Source organism: Paenibacillus sp. CFBP 13594, from assembly GCF_014842675.1.
Classification (GTDB): Bacteria; Bacillota; Bacilli; order Paenibacillales; family Paenibacillaceae; genus Paenibacillus; species Paenibacillus amylolyticus_B.
The window spans coordinates 1-483 of the sequence record NZ_JACYVQ010000035.1; the positions used below are offsets into that span (position 1 = coordinate 1).

Annotated in this window: 1 tRNA gene; it reads right to left on the reverse strand. The window is 46.4% G+C overall.

The window, feature by feature from the left end:
- Positions 1-264: 264 nt before the first annotated feature.
- Positions 265-340: transfer RNA gene (locus tag IFU39_RS32520), tRNA-Ala, on the reverse strand.
- Positions 341-483 lie beyond the last annotated feature (143 nt).

Below are 483 nucleotides of genomic sequence, written 5' to 3' on the forward strand. Positions count from 1 at the left end.
CCTTCATCGGCTCCTAGCGCCTAGGCATCCTCCGTGTGCTCTTAGTAGCTTAACCAGTTTGCTCCGGTTTTGGCTGCTCGCTTCCCTTGTTTTGCTTGCGCAAAGCCAAAAGTCGCTCCCATCCAATACCATCGCAAAAGCAATTAAGTACCAATTTATTAAACTTGTTTAACACAAGTTCAGCTAAAAAGGAATGTTCTAATTCGCGTTTGTTTCGTTTCGATATCTAGTTTTCAAAGAACAAGCCAAATAGATGAAATTGTTTGGTGGAGCCAAGCGGGATCGAACCGCTGACCTCCTGCTTGCAAGGCAGGCGCTCTCCCAGCTGAGCTATGGCCCCTCAAATTCCATCAAAACTGAACAAATGGATAAGTAACTGTGTTGCTGGTGCAGGTTCTAAGAACCTGCGTATTTGAATGTTTCCGTTGCAGGAAACGATTCTCCATAGAAAGGAGGTGATCCAGCCGCACCTTCCGATACGGC